This window comes from Nocardia sp. NPDC127579, assembly GCF_042672005.1.
Taxonomy (GTDB): Bacteria; Actinomycetota; Actinomycetes; order Mycobacteriales; family Mycobacteriaceae; genus Nocardia.
Window position 1 is genome coordinate 24,584 of record NZ_JBHXVZ010000006.1, and the last position, 16,375, is coordinate 40,958.

Here is a 16,375-nt window from a genome sequence, read left to right on the forward strand (position 1 = left end):
GCTACTGCGATGGCTTGCGCAGTTCTGTGCTGCGCTGCGTGAGCAGGGCGGCGAGGCGATCAGTGGTCTTCTGGTCGAATCCGATTTCGCGCACCCTTGCGACCCACGGTCCGGCCGCGCCGGTGATGCGGGTCAGGCTACGGTTCATCGCGCGTTCCGGAACGCCGAGGCGGGTAGCTGCCTCGATCCACCAGCGATGCGTGAGTTTCGCGTCGCGGTCATAGAGCGGAAGAGCCATCGGGTCGCGCCAGCTGAGGTACGGCTGGGTGCTGAGCAGGTCGTATGCCGGGGTGACTGCCCAGATGCCATCGGCTTGCTGCTGGATGGACAGATTCTTGCCATGCAGGTTGCCGTTACCGATGAGATAGCTGAAGGCCGCGATCTCCAAGAGTTGCAGGACCGCCAATCGGTGGGAGCCGCGTCCTGCGGCGACCGCGTCGGCGAGTCCAGAAATTGCCTCCTGCAGGGTGATTCGGTATTTCGCGGCCGGATATCGGCCGAGGACTTGGCAGGAATCCTCCTGTGCCCACCGTCGGATGTCGCCGGATACGACGCTGCGGTCGAATCGGTGGACGAACAGGGCTTTCCGCCCGTGCCGGTCGGCGGCAAGATGATGGTTCGGGACTCGGATTCCGCACGCGCCGGCCATCGTCATGAAGAAGCTCTCGTTCTCGACCATCAGGGGATAGTCGGGCGGATTGAGTTTGAGGATGGCAGGACCCGTCGCTGTAGCGATCGGTGTCGAGATCATCTGCGCCGAAACCTTGATCTGGACGCCGGGCAGCCCGGCCCTGTCCAGGTCCGCGAGATCGGTCGAGGTCGCCCGGGAGAACAATTCGACGAAATCGGCGGATGCTGGGTCGGTGGCGAGAACCGGTGCCGGGTCGACGGGGTGCTGTCCGGCGGGCACTACTTGGACGTCGCCGATGGTGTCGGCTCCGACTGCGAGCAGGATGCTGAGGTGGTCGTCCGCACTGGTTCGCGTGGCGGTCGTGATCGCAGTCAGGCGCAATCCCTCTGGCAGCAATCCGGCGAAGAACGGCGGCACCGACCCGCCGGTAGCGCGGAAATCTCCCGCGGCCTTCGGCAAGGTGAATGCGACCGGAGGGGCAGTCGGATCGGCGAGATACGCCCGGTCGTATGTGAATGCGACGTCGTCGCGTTCGCGCCGGAAATGCCCGGCAAGGCGTCCGGACTTGTAAACGTCCGCCGCATCGATATCCCGGAGCTGGGCTGGGTCCGGGGAGGTCATCGTTCGGATCCGAAGCCGCGTACTTCGACAGCATCGCCCCCGGTTGTTCGAGCATCGATCTGGGGCACGGCGAGTAGTGAGAGGCCGAGTGCATCGAGAACGCGGAGGGCGACGGCCATGGTAGTGCTGGCCTGACCGGCTTCGAGGGTGCGAACCGAGGAGAGGCCGACATCAGCGAGGTCGGCCAGTTCGACTTGGGTCAGACCGAGTCGGAGGCGTCGCTCGGCCAGGAACGCTCCGAAGCCGACGAGTGGGCCGGTTTCGGTGCGTGATCGGCGTCTGGGTTGTGGCTTGGTCACGTGTGCCACCTATCGTTCCTATCGCAACGTTAGTTCGGGCAATATCGGAAGAAGTACCGGCAGCAACGCTTAACGCTGCTATTTCGATGATAGCGAATGAATTCAAGGGCGACGCTCGAAGCTTCGGATACTGGCGTTGGTATCGCGACGATAGCTCCGGTGGTGTCGTGAACTGGGCTGGGTGCCTGGGCGCGGTAATGTCCGAGGTAGTGGGTATCGGGAGCGTTCGTTCAGGCGAAGGAGCACCGCATGACCTATCCCGGCGGGCAGTACGAGGAGTATCCGGAACAGCCGGGGGTGCCGGTGCGGTTCTCGGTGAGCAACGCGGTGTCGTTCGGGTGGCAGCGGTTCAAAGGGAACCCGGTGCCGTGGGTGGGGGCGACGGCGTTGTTCGGGATTCTGCTCGGGGTGGTGACAGGGGCGACCGGGGGATTCGACGATGAAGCCGACACCGCGGGGCTGTTGACGCTGAGCGCAGTGCTCACCTGGTTGCTGACCACGCTGTTCTGGAATGTGTTCACGCAGGCGGCGCTGGCGGAGGTGGCGGGACAGCGGCCGAGCTTGAACGAGTTCACGAAGCTGAAGAACCTCGGGCCGTTCCTGATCGCGTCGGTGGTGCTCGGTGTGCTGGGTGTCGTCGCGCAGCCGCTCGTCGGTTCGGGAAACCTGCTGCTGTCGCTGATCGGCGTGATCTGCGCGGTGGCGGCGCTGGTGGTGGCGTTCCTGCTGCAATGGACCTACCTGTTCATCATCGACCGGGAGCTGGGCGCGGTCGAGGCGATGAAGTCCAGCCTGACCGCGGTGCGCGCGAATCTCGGTCCGGTGCTGCTGCTCACGGTCACCCTCGCCGCGCTCAACATCCTGGGCGCACTGCTGTGCGGGCTCGGGTTGCTCGTCACCATCCCCGTCTCGGTCATCGCCGCCGCGTGGGCGTACCGGCTGCTCACTTAGTCGGGCGACTCGGACCGGTCGAACGGGTAGCATCCCAGCGGACCGGTGGAAGTGTGGAGAGTGGAGATAGGCGTGCTGGAACCTGGTGATGTGTTCGCCGGTTACACCATCGAACGGCTGCTCGGTCGGGGTGGGATGGGCTCGGTGTACCTGGCGCGGCATCCGCGGCTGCCCCGGCAGACGGCATTGAAACTGCTGAGCCGAGAACTGTACGAGGACGAGGAGATTCGGGCCCGGTTCGAACGCGAGGCCGATCTCGTCGCCCAGCTCGATCACCCGAACATCGTGACGGTCTTCGACCGCGGTGTGGAGGACGAGCAGCTGTGGATCTCCATGCAGTACATCGACGGCATCGACGCGTCCTCGGTGGATCCGGCCAAACTGCCGCCGCAGCGCGCGGTGCAGATCATCGCCGAAACCGCCGCGGCCCTGGATTACGCGCACCGGATGAACGTGCTGCACCGCGACGTGAAACCGGCGAACATCCTGCTGGCCCGGGGTTCGGGCCGGGAGCGGGTGCTGCTCACCGACTTCGGTATCGCGCGCCCGCGCGAGGACACCAAACAGCTCACCCAGACCGGAACCTTCACCGCCACACTGGCTTACGCCGCGCCCGAACAGCTCACCGGCGCGCAACTGGACGACCGCACCGACCAGTATTCGCTGGCGTGCACCCTGTTCTGGCTGCTCAGCGGTTCGGTGCCATTCGATTCGCCGCACGCGGCGGCGGTCATCCAAGGGCACCTGCAGCAGCCGCCGCCACCGGTGAGCTCACTGCGCGCGGACTTGCCCGCCGGGCTCGATCAGGCGATCGGTCGCGCGCTGGCGAAGCGGCCCGCGGACCGGTACGGCTCGTGCGTGGAATTCGCGGCGGAGGTGCAGCGGGTGCTCTCCGGCGGGTCGGGGCAGCGTCCCGCGACCGGCCCGACCCCGATGCCCATGCCGGTGGCCGCGCACACGCCGCATCCGATGCCGATCGCGCAGCCGCTCACGGGCCAGCAATCGCAGCCGCAGTATCAGCAGCCGCGGCCCACCGCGGGCCCGATGCCGCAGGCCGGCTTCGGGCCGCAGGGCGGCTATCCCACCGGGTACCAGCAGGGCGGCTACCACCCGCAACAGCCGCAGGACGGCATGGCCTCGAACATGAAGGTGCTGCTGGGTGTGCTGGCCGGGGTGATCGTCCTGGTGCTGATCGCGTTGATCTGGGCGGCGGCCGCCTAGTGTTCCGCCTGAACAAGCGCCTGTTATTCCGGAGCTACCGTCTGCGCCCAACTCTGGTATCACAGGCCAGGCGGGGATATGAAGGCCGCAGCCTTCCATGCGTCACCAAGAATAGGAACACCGACATTGCTTGCCAGGATTAACGTGTGCGAGGAAGATGGTGATATGTGCGTTAGTCGGGGATGAATGCGTAGATCGCGTTTTTTGGAGTCCTCATGCGTATGCGTTTAGCTTCTATCGCTACGGTGGCAGTCCTAGGAACATCTATTTCAGGTCTGACACCGATGGTATTTCCTGGCGGCGGTAACACGCTCGGGCGGGCCGATTCAATGGATTCCACAGTTATGATCGGCAATTACTGTGGCTCGACCTATTCACCCCCGGTTCGAACAGGGCGAACTGTCGAGGGCGATGTTGTGTACTGCGTTCAGGTACTGCACACAGATGCCTTCGTATGGTGGCGTTCACCTGATCCTGTGCCTGCCGATCCAAACTCTCGTGTCACGCCGGGGGATGCATGTCTTGATGAAGGTGCGCGGTGGACCGATCCCGACGGTCTGCCGATCGTGTGTGAGAAGACAAAGAATGGCCGATTGGCCGGCAATTTAGTGTGGATGTATGTTTGAGGAGTTGATGCGCTCAGATCATGTTCGGCGATCGCTATCGGCTTGGGGCACACCGTTTCTCGGCGAGGCACGTGCGACCGACAATAATAGTTGAACTTCGCCCCAAGGCCGACGCGGTATCCGCAACTGGGTGTCATGCGATCGACGGTGCGGGTTTGGTCGACCTGGGTGCAGCGCAACGTGATGGAGCCGCAGGTGACTTTGCGGCTCGGCTATTAGGCGCGCTGGGCGGGGCGGCGAATGCCGAAGGTGAGCGGCTCGGAGTTCGGCAGGACGAGGAGTCGCTGGACGAACTCGTTGCCACTCGATCTGCGGCGGGACTTGCCGGGCTTGCAGATGCAAACGTTTGACCCGGCAGGAGGAGGCCGCGTACGGCGCCGACTGGGAGCGGTGGATCAAGGGAACGACTCGCTGGTTCGGTGCGCTCATACGAACTGGGCATTGCGCCGCTCTATATTCAACGACACCTCGGACCGGGATGGTCGATGATCGTCGCGCCGCTGCCATCAACAAGATCTGCCCTGGTGGGCGCGTCAGGTGTGGCGGTTGTTCATGCCCTTACTGCTGCTTATCCGCTGGCCCTGCACCAGGCAGGCCGTGCCCATTGCGGTAGTGGCGGAGTATGTGGCGCCATAGAGTTGCAACACCTGCTATCCGTTCGGCTGGAGCCGACGATCTGCGGGCAGCATCGGATCGGATCGTCGAGCGGAGGTATCTGATGCCTCATGACGAGGGTTTCGACGTGAACGAAAGGATCACCGATTTGCCGCCGAGAATCTTCCGCGGTACCTGGTGACTTTACGGCGGTGGCCGCGCAACCGTTTCGGGCAGGTGATGATACCAAGAATCGAGACCTGAGCCAGACGGACAGACCTAGCCGCGACGCTTGGCCGGGCGGTTGGTGGCCGCTCGGCGCTCGGCGTCCTTGGTCTTGACGCGTTCGGCTTCCTCGCGGACGGCGACCAGGTTGGCGCGCTCGCGGACCAGCCACTCGGGCGGGTCGGCGAGCAGCGCCTCGATCTCGACGGCGGTGAGCGCGTCGGATACCTCGGCGCGCTGCAGGCCGCTGTTGGAGACGCCGAGCTTGCGGGCGGTGATATCGCGCGGGAAAGGCCCGGTGCGGCGCAGTTCGGTCAGCCACTGCGGCGGATCGGTGCGCAGCGCCTCGAGCTGGGCGCGGGTGATCGTGGAGTTGCGGAACTCCTCGGGGGTCGCCGGAAGGTAGATGCCGAGCTTGCTGGCCGCCGTCAACGGCTTCATCGTCTGCGAATTCTGCTCCTGGCTCACCCGGTCAGCATAGTCGGAGCTACCGGGCGGCCCGCAGGGGCGACCCGATACCCTTGACCGAATGGACCGGTTCTCCGCGATCGACGTGGTGCGCCTGCGGTGGTTTGTCGCGGTCGCCGAGGAACTGCATTTCGCGCGCGCGGCCAAGGCGCTGCGCATCTCGCGGCAGCGTTTGAGTCAGACGGTCATCGATCTGGAACACGAGCTGGGCACGAAACTGTTCGTGCCCGGGGTGTCGCCGACCCAGCTCTCCGCGGACGGCCACGAACTGCTGCTGGCGGCTCGCGAGCTGATCGTGCGGGCGGAAGCGGCCGCGCAGGAACAGGTTTCCGCGACCCCGGTGGCGTTGCGGGTGGGTTTCGTGCCCGGTGTGACGGTGTCCAAGTGGACCCGGATCTGGGCCGAACGGTTCCCGCAGACGGCGCTCGAGGTGGTGGCGCTGGCTGCCGCCGACCAATTGAGCGCATTGCGCGAGGGCCGGGTCGACATGTGTTTCGTGCGGCTGCCCATCGACCGGGACGGGCTCAACGCGATTCCGCTGTATCGCGAGCTGCCGGTGGTGGTGGTTCCGAAGGAGCATCCGATCTCGCTGTTCGGTGCGGTGCGGCTGGCCGATCTCGCCGACGAGAAGTTGCAGGACGGGGGTGATCTCGACGCGGCCGCGGTCACCCTGGAGATGGTGGCGGCGGGTGTGGGGCCGGTCGTCGTGCCGCATTCGATCGCGCGGCTGCATGCCCGCCGTGATCTCGTCTACCGGACGGTCACCGACGCGCCGGATACCGAAATCGCCCTGGCCTGGCCGATCGCGAACGCGAGTGAGCTGAGCGAGGAGTTCGTCGGCGTGGTGCGCGGTCGTTCGGAACGGAGTTCGCGCTCGCCGTCGGGTCGGTCCGAGCCGGTAGCCACGCCGAAGAAGTCCGGTGCGGGGAAGAAGTCCGGCGTCGCGAAGCAACCCGCGCAGGCGCGCAAATCCGCCAAACCGGCGCACGCCAAGCAGAAATCGGTGAAACGCCGGGGTCGTTAGGCCGATTAACGGGTAGCCGCCGTGTCGGTGCGGCTGCGTATGCTGGACTCACTCGTGGAACGGGCAGGCCGCGAGTGAGATTCGCGCACCGAGTGGGCGATCCGGCCACGCTGGCGCGGTTGGGAGGGAACTCCGATGGAGTCGACCATCTTCGAGCGGTCGGCGCTCGATATCCGGGTGCTCGGGCCGGTACGGCTGCTGTTCGACGGCGGCGAGGTAGCGGTGCCCGGGGTGAAGCTGCGCGCGCTGCTGGCCATTCTGGTGATCAACCGACGCCGGGCGGTGCCCAAGAGTGTGCTGGTGCAAGCGCTCTGGGAGTCCGATCAGCCGGCCCGCTCGGTGGACGGGCTCTACGCCTACGTGTCCAATCTGCGGACGGTGCTGCGTGGTGCCGGGGTCGACGACCGGGCGGTGCTGCGCACGGTGCCCGATGGGTACCTGCTGGAGATCCGCGACGAGGCGTGTGATGTCGGCCGATTCGAGCAGGCGCGCACCCGCGGTGGCATGTCCGTGGCGGCCGGGGATTCGGCGGCGGCGGCACGGCATTTCGCGGCGGCGCTGGCGCAGTGGAGCGGCGAACCGGTCGCGGGTCTGCGCGAATTGCGATTCGCGGCGAATTTCGCCGCCGATATGGCCGAGCGGCGGATCAACGCGCTCACCGACCGGCTGGAGGCCGATATCGGTTGCGGCCGAGCGGGTGCGGTGATCGGTGAGCTCACCGCGCTGACCGCCGAGCACACGGTGAACGAGCGGCTGTGGCGGCTGCTGATCACCGCCCTGTACCGGGCCGGGCGGCAAGCCGACGCGCTCGCCGCCTGTCTGCGCATTCGGCGGAATCTGGCGCAGGAGCAGGGGATCGACCCGGATCCGCGCACGGTGGCACTGGAGGAGGCGGTCCGCGGCCAGCAGCAACTGCACACCGAGGGGGTACGCCCCGGTGCGACCACCCGTGAGGCACCGCAGATCCGCCGCCGGGCCTGGCTGCGCGTCGGCGATCGGGCCCCGCTGCCGATTCCGCCCGCGGGATTGCGTATCGGGCGCGCGCCGGACAATGACGTGGTCCTCGAGGACAACCGGGTGAGCCGCAAACACGCGCGCATTCTGCACCGTGAGGGTGGCGTGTTCATCCGGGATCGAGATTCCGCCAACGGCGTGTACGTCAACGGCGCACCGATCGGCGCGGATACGGCGCTGGCCGACGGTGATGTCATCCGGGTCGGGTCCACCACGCTGCGTTTCGAGTTGCACGCGGAACGTCCGGTCGCACCGTAGCCGGTTCAGGTGTCGGGTTACGGATCGAACACTTTCCTTGGCATTATCAGCTAATGTCTGGCAATCTGCCTGCAAGCTAGTTTCGTACCTTCACCCTGAAGTCCCCTGGCGTCCTCGCCTGGTCAATTCGCGTTCGAGGGAGACCGATCATGAAGCGTTCCAGCGCACTTCTAGCCACCGTAGGTCTCCTGACCGGCGGCACCATCGCGGTCCAACTGCTCGGCAGCGGCGAGGCCGGCGGCCCGCACCCCCTGATCCTGGAGACCGCGAACAGCCGGGTCGAGCTGTCGCACAACGAGCGTGCCGACAATCCGCTCCCCGACGCCTGGGGCCTGCTCTACCGCTAGCCGGGCCCGGTCGTCGCTAGTACTTCTTCGGTAAGGCCGCCATCATCTCCCGGGTCACCGCGACCGCGTTGTCCGAACTGCCGCCCTGTACGAGCAGCGTCGCGAACGCCAGATCTCCGCGATACCCGACGAACCACGAGTGCGATCCACCGCCCGCCTCGGCCTCCCCGGTCTTGCCGTACACCTCCCCCTGATCGGCGATCCGCTCCGCGGTGCCGCCCGTGACCACCTTGCGCATCATGGCCCGCAGCCCCTGCACCACCTTCGGCTCGAGTGGCGGCGGTGGATTCTCGACGGTGGTCTCGCGCCCGGCGATCAGATACGGCACCGGAACCGAGCCGCGCGCGACGGTCGCCGCCAGCAGCGCCATCCCGAACGGGCTGACCAGCACCCGGCCCTGCCCGATACCGTCCTCGGTGCGCTGCACCAGATCGGTTGCGGGCGGCACACTCGCGGTGACGGTCGGAATGCCGGGCACCGTATAGTCCGGGCCCAGGCCGAGTTTCGCGGCCGTGACGTGCAGCGCGTCCGCGGGCAGCGTGCTGGCCAGCTTGGCGAAGGCGGTATTGCAGGAGCGCTCGTAGGCGGCGCTCATGGGCGCGTCCCCGATGGTGAACAGGTTGTAGTTGGGAATCATGCGCTCGCCGATGGTGATTCGGCTCGGGCACGGCAGCACGGTATCGGGCGTGGCGAGGCCGGTGGACATGGCCGCGGCGGCGGTGACGGTCTTGAACACCGAGCCGGGCGGATAGGTGCCGATGGTGGCGACCGGGCCGTCCCGGTCGGCCGCCGGGTTCTGCGCCACCGCGAGAATCGCGCCGGTGGACGGTCTGAGCACCACCATCATGGTCTGCTCGGTGCGCGCGTCCACCGCGCGCTGGGCGGCGTTCTGCACATTGCGGTCGATGCTCAGCGCGAACGAGGGGGCGGGCTGAGCGGGCACCTCGGTGAGCACGTCGGTCTCCATGCCGTTGGCATTGCGGGTGACCACGCTCCAGCCCGCCGTACCGTCCACCTCGGCGATGACGGTCTTGCGGATCTGGGTCATCAAGTCCGGCGCGAACCAGCGGTCGGTGGGCAGCAGATCCCATTGCTCGCTCACCCGGACGCCCGGCAGTGCGGCGAGATCGTCACGGACGGTGTCGTATTCGGCCTCGCTGAGATCCGCGACCGGATAGGCGCCCTCGGTGTCCAGCGCCGCGTCCCGGATCGCCTCGGCGGTCAGCCGGGTGTCGTAGCGGCGCAGCGCCGAGGACAGCACGATCGATACCCAGCCCGGATCGGGTGCTTCGGCCGCGGTGAAGGTGACTCGGGAAACCTTGCCGGGCACCAGTACATCGCTGCCGGACTGCTCGTTGACCCGGGCGCGCGGCGCGGGAGTGACGCGCAGCTGCATGGACTGGGTGTCGCCGAGTTTCGGGTGGATGTCGGAGGCGGTCCAGCGCACCTTCCAGCGGCCCTCGCTGCGGCCCATGTGCAGTTGCACCGGGTAGGTCCAGATCCGGTTGTTCGGCAGCTTCCAACGGTAGGTGTACTCGACGGTGCCGGCGTCGCCGTTGATTCGGACCGCGCCGGTGTGCGCCGTGAGCTCCTCGGCCTGTAGTTGGGTCCAGGCCGAATCCATTGCGGCGGCGGCCGTCTCGGGCGCACTGGTGAATTCCGCGGCGCGGGCCAAGTCACGCTGGGTGAACGCGGTGATGAATCCCTCCGCGGCCGCGACCGGGCCCTGGGGGTTCGATGAACAGCCCGCCGCCGCGACGGCGACCGCCACGGTCGCGGTGAAGGCGAGCCGGCGCCGCGCGCGCACAGCGCTCGCGGGTGGTAGCGCAGCCCGCAGGGCAGCGCGGATACGGCGAATCGAGCAGCGTGTCGGTGCCATCGGCTGGAATCGTAGCGCGGCATCAGCTAACCGTGACAGCGCACCGCGATACCGATGTGTGTCAGTCGAGCAACACCGTGGCGAAGGTGGCGATCTGCCGGAATCCGATGCGGCCGTAGGCTCGCCGGGCCACCGTGTTGTAGTCGTTGACATACAGGCTGGCGGTGCGCCCCGACGCGACCACGGCGTTGGCGATCGTCGCGGTGCCCGCGGTGCCCAGGCCCTGCCCGCGCCGATCCGGGCGTACCCACACCCCCTGGATCTGGCCGGTGCGCCGAGACAGCGAACCCACTTCGGCCTTGAACACCACCTCGCCGTCCTCGAAACGTGCCCAGGCCCGGCCGGATTCGATCAGACTCTGGATCCGGCGGCGGTAACCGCGTCCGCCGTCCCCGGCTCGGGGGTCGACGCCGACCTCCTCGATGAACATCGCGATCGCCGCTTCCAGATACCGTTCCAGTTCGTCTGGCCGGGCCCGGCGCACCAGCGGATCGGGGGTGGCCAGCGGCGGCTGGCCCAGCGCCAGCAGCGGTTGCGCACTGCGGAGTTCGCGCGCCGGACCCCAGCGGACGGTCAGCATCTCCCACAGCGGCAACGCGAGTTCCTGGCGGCCGACCACCGAGGAGGCGACCCGCGGCCAGCGGACGGCGCGATCGGCGAACGCGCGCAGCGCATCCCGGTCGCCCCGTAGCGGGACCAGATTGGCACCGGAGAAACACAGCGACTCCGAAGGCGCACCGCGACTCCACAGCTCGCCGTGCCCCGCGCGATTGTCGAGGCCGAATTCCTGCAATCGCGCGGCGATCATGCACGAGGCCACCGGATCGGCGTCGAGCACACGCAGGACCTGCGCCAGGTCACGGTTCGCGAGCTGGCGGGCGGGAACATATCGGGTCCGCCCCTGCTTCTGTTTGGACCACGTCGGCTCCAGCAGACTCCGCACAACGACAGCCTGCCACGTACCGCGGCCGTCTGGTACGGCTATGTTGAAACGTGACTCAGCCGACGGTCACGGTGGGTTCACCGGAGGGGACATCCTCCATGGTCTCCGCGAGCCGCATGGCCTCTTCGATGAGCGTCTCCACGATCATCGCCTCGGGCACGGTCTTGATGACCTCGCCCTTGACGAAGATCTGCCCGCGGCCGTTACCCGAGGCCACACCCAGATCGGCCTCACGCGCCTCGCCGGGACCGTTCACCACGCAGCCCATCACCGCGACCCGCAGCGGCACCTCCATGCCCTCGAGTCCGGCGGTGACCTCGTTGGCCAGGGTGTAGACATCGACCTGGGCACGCCCGCAGGAGGGACAGGAGACGATCTCGAGCTTGCGTGGCCGCAGATTCAGCGACTGCAGAATCTGCCCGCCGACCTTGACCTCCTCGGCCGGCGGAGCCGACAGCGAGACCCGGATCGTGTCACCGATGCCCTCGCTGAGCAGCGCGCCGAAGGCGACCGCGGACTTGATCGTGCCCTGGAAGGCGGGGCCCGCCTCGGTCACACCGAGGTGCAGCGGATAGTCGCACCGGGCGGCCAGCTGGCGATACGCCTCGACCATGACGACCGGATCATTGTGCTTCACCGAGATCTTGATATCGCCGAAGCCGTGCTCCTCGAACAGCGAGGCCTCCCACAGCGCGGACTCGACCAGCGCCTCCGGGGTGGCCTTGCCGTACTTCTCCATCATTCGCTTGTCCAGCGACCCGGCGTTGACGCCGATCCGGATCGGGATACCGGCCGCACCCGCCGCCTTGGCGACCTCCGCCACCCGGCCGTCGAACTCCTTGATATTGCCCGGGTTGACGCGCACCGCGGCGCAACCGGCATCGATCGCGGCGAAGATGTACTTGGGCTGGAAGTGGATGTCGGCGATGACCGGGATCTGGGATTTGCGGGCGATGGTGGCCAGCGCGTCGGCGTCTTCCTGACGTGGGCAGGCCACGCGCACGATGTCGCAGCCGCTGGCCGTGAGCTCGGCGATCTGCTGCAAGGTGGCGTTGACGTCGTGGGTTTTGGTGGTGGTCATCGACTGCACCGAAATCGGGCTGTCGCTGCCCACTCCGACAGAGCCCACCATCAGTTGACGGGTCTTGCGTCGGGGCGCGAGAACGGCCGCCGGTGCGGCGGGCATCCCCAATCCGATCGTGCTGGTCACCTTCGGCTGCCTACTTTCGTACATCGCTGCGGGCCGTTCGCTCTTCCGAGCTTAGTCGCGCCCGAGACGGGCATTCTGTGACACCCATGACAATGACAACATCGAACGTCGCGCCGGTGACGCGCGAAATGGCGCGTACGACAGCGTACTCCGCCGCGTCCGAGGTCAGGGCCGCTGGAGCGGGGGATATGCCGAGGACGAATGCTTGTCCGCGGTTGCCTCAGGGGAACAGCTTGATCGGATTGACGATGTCGGCGGTCAGGGTGAGCAACATGTACGCGCCGCCCAGTGCCACGGCCGCATAGGTCATCGGCAGCAGCTTCAGGTAGTCGACGGGGCTGCCGGGTGCGAGACCGCGCCAACCGCGCACGGTGTTGCGCACCTTCTCGTACAGCACCACTGCCATGTGCCCGCCGTCCAGTGGCAGCAGTGGCAGCAAGTTGAAGGCTCCGAGGAAGAGGTTGAGGCTCGCGAGCAGCACCACGAACCAGTCCCACAGGCCGCGTTCGGCCGTCTGACCGCCGATAACGCTGGCGCCGACCACGCTGACCGGCGTATCCAGGTCGCGCTCGCCGCCGGTCACCGCATCCCACAGCGCGGCTACCTTGGCGGGCATCTGCACCAGCGCGTGCACCGTGCTCACCGCCATGTCGCCGGTGAAAGCGGCAGCGCCCGGCACCGCGGTGACCAGGTTGTAGTCGATGACGTAGTCGTGGTCGATGGACACACCCACGGCACTGACCTGCCGAGCGACTCCGTCGCGGTATCGCGTGACCCGCTCCGGAACCACCTCCCGGACGACCTCGCTGCCATCCCGGTCGATCGTGTAGCGGATGACGCCTTCCTGCTGCTGGGTCTGCCGCTGGAACTCCAGCCAGGTCCGGACCGGGACTCCGTTCACCGCGGTGACCACATCGCCGGGCTGGAGCCCGCCCGCCTGCGCGGGGCCGCTGCCACGGCACTCGCGCATGGTGCCGTCGGGGTTCTCCGAGGCGATGCAGCTCAATCCGTCGATCCGGGCCGGGGGCTCGGTGCGATTCGGCAAGCCCCACACGACGGCCGCGAGGACGATCAGCAAGAAGCCGAGCAGGAAGTTCATGGCGATCCCGCCGGACATGACCACGAGCCGTTTCCAGGTCGCCTGCCGGTACATCGCGCGGTCGAGATCCTCCGGCGCCACCTCGTCCATCGCGGTCATCCCGGCGATGTCGCAGAAGCCGCCGAGCGGAATCGCCTTCAGGCCGTATTCGGTCTCACCACGGCGAAAGGAGAACACGGTCGGGCCGAAACCGACGAAGTACCTGCGTACTTTCATCCCTGTTGCCCGCGCCGCCCACATGTGCCCGCACTCGTGGAGAGCGACCGACAGGGTAATGCCCACGGCAAAGAGCACTACCCCCATCGCGAACATCATCCGGTCGGACCCTCCTGCTTCTCGCGTTCGCACGTGCGTGCACCTGTGCGCCCGCTACACCGGCCGAACACTCGGTCTACGGTAGCGGGTCCGGCAAGCAGGGCGCCGACCGACTGTCCGGGCCCTCGCCGATCCGATCGCAGGAGCGGAGATCGTGCCCGGCGGTCCGGCCGCAACCGGATCACGGGCACGATCTCGGGCTTCGAATTACGCGTAGTCGAGCGGTGCGGCCTCGTTCGCGCAATTGTTGATGACGTCCCGGGAAATTCCGAAACCTGCCATGCAGCCCAGGGCCTTCGCGGGCGAGATCATGGTGCCGAAATTGCACTTGGTGAGGTACTTCTCCGCGATATCGCCGCGCACGCCGTTCCGCTCGAGGCACGCGCGGAACGCCGCCTCGGCCGCACTGCCGGCCGCGAGCACACGATTCGCCACGGGGACGCCGTTCTGCCACACCGTGGAATTCGCTGTGGTCGGCGACACCTGGACGATTTCGTTCTCGACGTGGTCGAGAATCTCGCCGCGTGCGGTGACGAGGGCCTCGACCACTTCGGTTTCGGCTCCCGAACCCTGCAGCGGAACCGAGACGAAGTACGTCGCCGCGTCCACCTGGCGAACGGCGGCGCGCAGGATATCGGGGCGGTCGGAGTCCAGCACACTCAGTGCCAGGTCGCCCGACTCGATCGCGCCGACGACGGCCTGCACGGGCGAGACCGCCTCGGCGGCCCGTGCCGGAGCCGGGCTCGCCAGCGCGGGCGCCGCGGACATCGTCGCCGCGAAAGCGGACAGCAGTAAGGACCCGACAATTGTGTTCCGTCGAATTTTCGACATAAGAGTTCCATCCTCGAATTGATCGGAGAATCTACTCGGCCGATGAAAATTGCTGCGCACATACAGAATGCGCGACTTTCCACGGATGAGCGGAAGCCGGAAACGGGCTTCCATCGAATCTCGAATTGAATAACTCCGTCCCGCAACAGATTTCAGCAGCACGCGGGAACGGAGTCAACACTTCGAGGCGGGTTTGGCAGTCTGCCAAACGAACTGTCTCGCCTCGCTCAGGATGCCACGAGGCGGCGGGCGAACTCGCGTGCCCACGAGTCGGCGGCGAGCACGTCGGCGAGCTCGCGGGGCTCGCTACGCCACTGATCGGCGGCTTCGACGGCTCGGGCGACGGTGCGCACGATCGCGGGGAACGAAATGGCGCCGTCGAGAAACGCCTGGACGGCGATCTCGTTGGCGGCGTTGTACACCGCGGTCACGCTGCCGCCCGCCTGGCCTGCGGTGCGGGCCAGATCCACCGCCGGGAACACGGTGTTGTCGACCGGTTCGAACGTCCACGTGGACGCGGTACCGAAGTCGCAGGCCGCCGCCGCGCCGGGCACCCGATCCGGCCAGCCCAGTGCGAGCGCGATGGGCAGCTTCATGTCCGGCGGGCTGGCCTGGGCCAGTGTGGAGCCGTCGGTGAAGGTGGCCATGGAGTGCACGATCGACTGCGGGTGCACGGTGACATCGATGCGGTCGTACGGAATGCCGAACAGCAGGTGCGTTTCGATCAGTTCCAAGCCCTTGTTCACCAGCGACGCCGAATTCAGCGTGTTCATCAACCCCATCGACCAGGTCGGATGCGCTTTGGCCTCGGACGGGTTCACCGATTCCAGCATCTCGGCGGTCCAACCGCGGAACGGGCCACCCGAGGCGGTCAGCACCAGCCGATCCACCTCCTCGGCGCGCCCGCCACGCAGGCACTGGGCCAGCGCGGAGTGTTCGGAGTCGACCGGGACGATCTGCCCGGGTGCGGCGGCACGGGTCACCAGGGAGCCGCCCGCGACCAGGGATTCCTTGTTGGCCAACGCGAGTCGGGTGCCCGATTCCAGAGTGGCCAGCGTCGGTTCCAGGCCGAGCGAGCCGACCAGCGCGTTCAGCACCACGTCGGCCTCGGTGCGGCGCACGAGTTCGGTGACCGCGCCGGGACCGCCGAGTGCGAGGTCGAGCGTTCGCGCGGCGGCGGGGTCGGCCACCGCGACATTGCGGGTGCCCGTGGCGGTCATCTGCTCCGCCAGCAGCGCGGGGTTGCCACCCCGCGCGGCCAGTCCGACCACCTCGAATTTCTCGGGGTTGGCGGCGATGACCTCGAGGGCTTGGGTACCAATGGATCCGGTGCTGCCGAGCAGCAGGACTCTCACGATGTCGGACACGAACCTCATTGTGGCTTACTCGAGACCGGTGTGACCGGCCCGGCCGACTTCCAACGACAGACCGTCGTATGTCACGATATCCGGCAACAGTCCCGTACCCGCGAGGTACCGAACCAGTCGAGGAGCGATCGTGGCCGCCACGGAACTCGAAACCACCACGACCGAGCGCCGCGTCGCCACCCAGGTGGACACGGCCGAGGTGCCCTCGGCGGCGTGGGGGTGGAGCGGTGAGTCGCCGCGTACCTTCCGGATCGCCGGTGTGGTCGTCGCGCTGATCCTGCTCGGCATGCTGTTCGAGGGTCCGCAGGGCAGCTCGTCCGGTTCGGGCAATGTCGGCTACATCTTCCTGATCGGGTTCGCGGCGCTGCTGGCCGGCATCCTGATTCGCGACGCGCTGCTCCGGAACAAGCCGCGGTAGCGCGCGTTCGATCGGCTTGTCGCCGTCCCGGCTG

The 16,375-nt window shown here is 67.2% G+C and carries 15 protein-coding genes; 6 read left to right on the forward strand and 9 right to left on the reverse strand.

Going from position 1 to position 16,375, the window contains the following annotated elements; all coding sequences use genetic code 11:
* Position 1 precedes the first annotated feature (1 nt).
* Positions 2–1,252, reverse strand: a complete 1,251-nt coding sequence (locus tag ACFVMC_RS20710; RefSeq protein ID WP_379212512.1) for a type II toxin-antitoxin system HipA family toxin — start codon at positions 1,250–1,252, stop codon at positions 2–4.
* Positions 1,249–1,560: a helix-turn-helix domain-containing protein gene (locus ACFVMC_RS20715; protein WP_379212514.1), complete on the reverse strand. Its 312-nt coding sequence runs from the start codon at positions 1,558–1,560 to the stop codon at positions 1,249–1,251. The genes ACFVMC_RS20710 and ACFVMC_RS20715 overlap by 4 nt, the downstream gene beginning before the upstream one ends.
* Before the next feature lie 240 nt (positions 1,561–1,800).
* Here ACFVMC_RS20715 and ACFVMC_RS20720 point away from each other — a divergent pair, with 240 nt between their 5' ends.
* On the forward strand, positions 1,801–2,502 hold the full coding sequence (locus ACFVMC_RS20720; protein ID WP_379212515.1) for a hypothetical protein: 702 nt from the start codon (positions 1,801–1,803) through the stop codon (positions 2,500–2,502).
* 72 nt (positions 2,503–2,574) lie between these two features.
* Positions 2,575–3,723, forward strand: a complete 1,149-nt coding sequence (locus ACFVMC_RS20725; protein WP_379212517.1) for a serine/threonine-protein kinase — start codon at positions 2,575–2,577, stop codon at positions 3,721–3,723.
* A 1,499-nt stretch (positions 3,724–5,222) separates the two neighbouring features.
* Here ACFVMC_RS20725 and ACFVMC_RS20730 read toward each other — a convergent pair.
* Positions 5,223–5,636, reverse strand: a complete 414-nt coding sequence (locus tag ACFVMC_RS20730; protein WP_379212519.1) for a DUF5997 family protein — start codon at positions 5,634–5,636, stop codon at positions 5,223–5,225.
* A gap of 61 nt (positions 5,637–5,697) precedes the next feature.
* Here ACFVMC_RS20730 and ACFVMC_RS20735 point away from each other — a divergent pair, with 61 nt between their 5' ends.
* From ACFVMC_RS20735 to ACFVMC_RS20745, 3 genes are all read left to right on the forward strand, one after another.
* Positions 5,698–6,660, forward strand: coding sequence for a LysR family transcriptional regulator (locus ACFVMC_RS20735; protein ID WP_379212521.1), 963 nt, complete (start codon positions 5,698–5,700; stop codon positions 6,658–6,660).
* A 135-nt stretch (positions 6,661–6,795) separates the two neighbouring features.
* A complete protein-coding gene (locus ACFVMC_RS20740) occupies positions 6,796–7,932 on the forward strand; it encodes a BTAD domain-containing putative transcriptional regulator (RefSeq protein ID WP_379212523.1) in 1,137 nt (378 codons plus the stop codon).
* A gap of 149 nt (positions 7,933–8,081) precedes the next feature.
* On the forward strand, positions 8,082–8,279 hold the full coding sequence (locus ACFVMC_RS20745; RefSeq protein ID WP_379212525.1) for a hypothetical protein: 198 nt from the start codon (positions 8,082–8,084) through the stop codon (positions 8,277–8,279).
* Positions 8,280–8,295: 16 nt separating this feature from the next.
* Here ACFVMC_RS20745 and ACFVMC_RS20750 read toward each other — a convergent pair whose 3' ends face one another.
* The 6 genes from ACFVMC_RS20750 to dxr form a co-directional block, all read right to left on the reverse strand.
* Positions 8,296–10,158, reverse strand: a complete 1,863-nt coding sequence (locus tag ACFVMC_RS20750) for a penicillin-binding transpeptidase domain-containing protein (protein WP_379212527.1) — start codon at positions 10,156–10,158, stop codon at positions 8,296–8,298.
* A gap of 61 nt (positions 10,159–10,219) precedes the next feature.
* Entirely contained in the window at positions 10,220–11,092 is an 873-nt protein-coding gene (locus tag ACFVMC_RS20755) for a GNAT family N-acetyltransferase (RefSeq protein WP_379213228.1), read from the reverse strand.
* Positions 11,093–11,156: 64 nt separating this feature from the next.
* Complete coding sequence (gene ispG / locus ACFVMC_RS20760) at positions 11,157–12,311, reverse strand: flavodoxin-dependent (E)-4-hydroxy-3-methylbut-2-enyl-diphosphate synthase (RefSeq protein ID WP_379212529.1); 1,155 nt, start codon at positions 12,309–12,311, stop codon at positions 11,157–11,159.
* 220 nt (positions 12,312–12,531) lie between these two features.
* Positions 12,532–13,725 (reverse strand): M50 family metallopeptidase, encoded by a 1,194-nt coding sequence (locus ACFVMC_RS20765; RefSeq protein WP_379212531.1) that lies wholly within the window; start codon positions 13,723–13,725, stop codon positions 12,532–12,534.
* 207 nt (positions 13,726–13,932) lie between these two features.
* The gene (locus ACFVMC_RS20770; protein WP_379212533.1) at positions 13,933–14,556 is read right to left on the reverse strand and encodes a hypothetical protein; all 624 of its coding nucleotides are present in this window, start codon (positions 14,554–14,556) and stop codon (positions 13,933–13,935) included.
* Between the two features lie 227 nt (positions 14,557–14,783).
* Positions 14,784–15,923: a 1-deoxy-D-xylulose-5-phosphate reductoisomerase gene (dxr, locus tag ACFVMC_RS20775; protein ID WP_379212535.1), complete on the reverse strand. Its 1,140-nt coding sequence runs from the start codon at positions 15,921–15,923 to the stop codon at positions 14,784–14,786.
* 130 nt (positions 15,924–16,053) lie between these two features.
* On the opposite strand from dxr, the gene ACFVMC_RS20780 reads away from it, so the two are divergent.
* A complete protein-coding gene (locus tag ACFVMC_RS20780) occupies positions 16,054–16,341 on the forward strand; it encodes a DUF2631 domain-containing protein (RefSeq protein WP_379212537.1) in 288 nt (95 codons plus the stop codon).
* Positions 16,342–16,375: the final 34 nt, after the last annotated feature.